Here is a 3430-nt window from a genome sequence, read left to right on the forward strand (position 1 = left end):
TTGTAGACGTATCCAATCCATGGTTCAGCAACTGACTGGTTTAGTGGATGATGTGCTATTTATTAACAAGACAGAATTTAAGCAACTAGATTTACAACCCGAACCTATAGACTTAGTTGAATTTTGTGGCTGGAACTGGAACAGGGAGAATACCACATTGCGGCGGATATCGATCATCATTTCCAAGAACATCTCATAGCCTTCCTGCTTATACTCAATCAGGGGGTCTTTTTGGCCATAACCTCGTAATCCCACTGACTCCCGTAGGGCATCCATGGATTGTAAATGCTCTCGCCAGAGGTTATCGATTTGATTCAAGATAAAGAATCGCTCAGCTTGCCGCATTAGTCCTGGCTGGATTTGATCGACTTGAGCTTCCTTGATATCATAGGCTTTGCGGACTTCTTCATGGAGGAAGGTTTTGATTTCCCCAACCGTCATATCTTCTAGATGCTGTGGTTCTAGATCTTGCAGTAAGTAGACAAATTCTTTGACCTTTCCTACCAAGCTCTCTAAATCCCACTCTTCTGGTGGTAACTCTGGGTTAACGTAGGCGTCTACAATATCACTCATAGTCTTTTCGGCATACTGGATGACTTGTTCTTTGAGGTCTAGTCCTTCCAGCACTCGCCGTCTTTCTGCATAAATTGCCCGCCGTTGGTTGTTCATTACCTCGTCATACTCAAATACCTGCTTCCGGGTATCGTAGTAGAAGGTTTCCACTTTCTTCTGGGCATTTTCTAAGGAGCTGGTGAGCATCCCGGATTCGATGGGCAGATCTTCCTCAACCCGGAACATATCCATCATTTTTGCTACGCGATCGCCTCCGAATATCCGCAGCAGATTGTCTTCCAAACTGAGGAAAAATCGGGTAGAACCGGGGTCCCCTTGCCGTCCAGCTCGTCCTCTGAGCTGGTTATCAATACGGCGGGATTCATGACGTTCAGTACCAACAACGTGCAGGCCACCTTTTTCTACCACCTCATCATGTTCTCGGGTGGTGAATGCGTCATATTCCCCTCGAATTGCTTTATAGACTTCCCGCAGCTTTTGAATAACTGGGTCATTGGTGGGAGCATTTTCTGAAGCGATCGCTAATTTCTCTTCTGCTTCTAGTTCCGGTAAACTCTGCTGTCCATATTGTTCAACTGCAAAATTTACTGCCTCTTTTAGGCTTTGTTCCGTTTCCCGGGACAATTTGGTCGGGAAAATCTGAGGGCTAACTTTCCAGCTTTTCGGTTTCTTTCCTGGAGCAAACCCAACAGCATCCGATTTAGGCTTGGCAGTAGTTACCGCTATGGGGGCAAAGGCTTCGTCTTCCTCCGGCTGCACTATTTTGGGCATAAAATATTCCCGTAGCTTCAGCCGTGCCATGAAGTCAGCATTACCTCCCAAAATAATATCTGTTCCTCGCCCGGCCATGTTGGTGGAAATAGTCAAAGCTCCTTTCCGTCCTGCCTGAGCCACAATTTCTGATTCCCGCTCTACATTTTCGGGTTTAGCATTGAGCAGGTTATGGGGTACCCCTTTTTCGGCTAACAGACCCGACAACAACTCGGATTTTTCTACACTCGTGGTTCCCACTAGCACCGGACGGCCTTGTTCATGGAGTTCAGCACATTCTTCTGCTACTGCCCTCCACTTAGCTGGCTCGGTCTTGTAAACCACATCGGAAACGTCTCGACGTTTAGAGGGTTTGTTAGTGGGAATAATCGTAACTTGCAAGTTGTAGATTTTTTCAAATTCCGCTTCTTCTGTTTTCGCGGTACCTGTCATACCGGCGAGTTTGGGATAGAGCAAGAAGAAATTCTGATAGGTAATGGTTGCCAGGGTTTGGGTTTCATTTTGAATGTCTACCCGTTCCTTGGCTTCTATGGCTTGGTGTAGACCATCACTCCACCGGCGTCCTGCCAACACTCGGCCAGTGAACTCGTCTACAATCACTACTTCCCCATTCCGCACGATATAGTTGACATCTTTCTGAAAGAGTTCCTTAGCCTTCAGGGCATTGGAAATATAATGAGCCCAAGGGTCTTTGGGGTCGTACAAATCTTTAACCCCTAGAAGTTGCTCTGCTTCGATAAAGCCTTCATCGGTCATCAAGATGTTACGGGCTTTTTCATCAACTTCGTAGTGTCCTAGTTGTTCAGCATTGTCTGGATCTTCTGGATAGAGCATGCGGGCAATTTCTGCGGCCTTAATGTACTTCTCGGTCGGTCGCTCCACTTGCCCAGAAATAATCAGTGGGGTTCTGGCCTCATCAATCAGTACTGAGTCTACTTCGTCAATGATGCAATAATTAAATGGACGTTGCACCACATCTGACATTGCTGTGGCCATGTTGTCCCGGAGATAGTCAAAGCCTAACTCACTGTTGGTGCTATAGGTAATATCACAGGCATAGTTCTTTTGCCGCTCGACCGGGGACATGCCCGATTGAATCAGCCCGACCGTCAGACCTAGGAAGCGATGAACTTGTCCCATCCATTCCGCGTCCCGACGGGCTAAGTAGTCGTTAACGGTTACAATGTGAACCCCTTTACTATCGATGGCATTGAGGTAAGCTGGTAGAGTAGCCACCAGGGTTTTTCCTTCACCAGTTTTCATCTCTGCGATTTGTCCTTTGTGCAGGACAATGCCACCCATGACTTGGACATCATAGTGACGCATACCCAGCACTCGCTTTCCTGCTTCCCGCACTACAGCAAAGGCTTCTGGCAGAATTTGATCAAGAATTTCATCACGCTCTTGACTAGTGTTGGCTTTCTCCAGCTGCTGTTTAAACTCTGTGGTTTTGCCCCTGAGTTGTTCATCCGATAGTTGCTGGATGTCTTCTTCGAGGAGGTTAACTTCTACAACATCAGGTTGGTACCGTTTGAGCTTACGTGCGTTGGGATCACCAATTAGTCTCTTAAGCATAGCAGGAGAGGGAGATGTATAGTTGTGGGATGTATAATTGTGCGTTTAGGTACACTTTTATAGATATACTACCAAACTCCTGTGTCAAAATATGGGAAAATAGGGTAATAGGTAATTCAGCACTGACCCAACTATACCTTATTCTTTTGCTTGGGATACCCATCATGCCATCATCCCATCTTAAGCATTCAGCATTCAGCATTCAGCATTCAGCTAATGGGCTACGCCCACGCTACTTGAGGTGCTATCAGCTAATGGGCTACGCCCACGCTACGGGAACGGCGGACGCTACGGAAGGTTTAGTTTAAGCTGACCGCTGACCGCTGAATGCTTACATCCCATCATCGCTTTTCCATTCCTGCGATCGAGTCACTCTTCCAAGGAGAAATTAAAACAATTAATCGCCGGAATAGGTAAGTAATCATTCTTTTTGAAAGGTATGGTGTCAGGGATTTTAATCCTTCTCGCTGGACTTTTCTGAGGTAAAAGACAATTCCTCTGAAAAAATCAA

2 protein-coding genes are annotated in these 3430 nt (G+C 46.4%); one reads left to right on the forward strand and one right to left on the reverse strand.

The window, feature by feature from the left end:
* Positions 1 to 24: 24 nt before the first annotated feature.
* Complete coding sequence (gene secA / locus F6K20_RS29990; RefSeq protein ID WP_287297134.1) at positions 25 to 2919, reverse strand: preprotein translocase subunit SecA; 2895 nt, start codon at positions 2917 to 2919, stop codon at positions 25 to 27.
* A 164-nt stretch (positions 2920 to 3083) separates the two neighbouring features.
* On the opposite strand from secA, the gene F6K20_RS29995 reads away from it, so the two are divergent.
* The gene (locus tag F6K20_RS29995; protein WP_229414379.1) at positions 3084 to 3227 is read left to right on the forward strand and encodes a hypothetical protein; all 144 of its coding nucleotides are present in this window, start codon (positions 3084 to 3086) and stop codon (positions 3225 to 3227) included.
* Positions 3228 to 3430 lie beyond the last annotated feature (203 nt).

Source organism: Moorena sp. SIO2C4 (genome assembly GCF_010672485.1).
In the GTDB taxonomy this organism is placed as follows: Bacteria; Cyanobacteriota; Cyanobacteriia; order Cyanobacteriales; family Coleofasciculaceae; genus Moorena; species Moorena producens.

Bases quoted from the DNA above. Each gene is read 5' to 3' on its own strand.
- secA (WP_287297134.1), bottom strand. From the start codon at position 2,919: ATGCTTAAGAGACTAATTGGTGATCCCAACGCACGTAAGCTCAAACGG.
- F6K20_RS29995 (WP_229414379.1), top strand. From the start codon at position 3,084: ATGCCATCATCCCATCTTAAGCATTCAGCATTCAGCATTCAGCATTCA.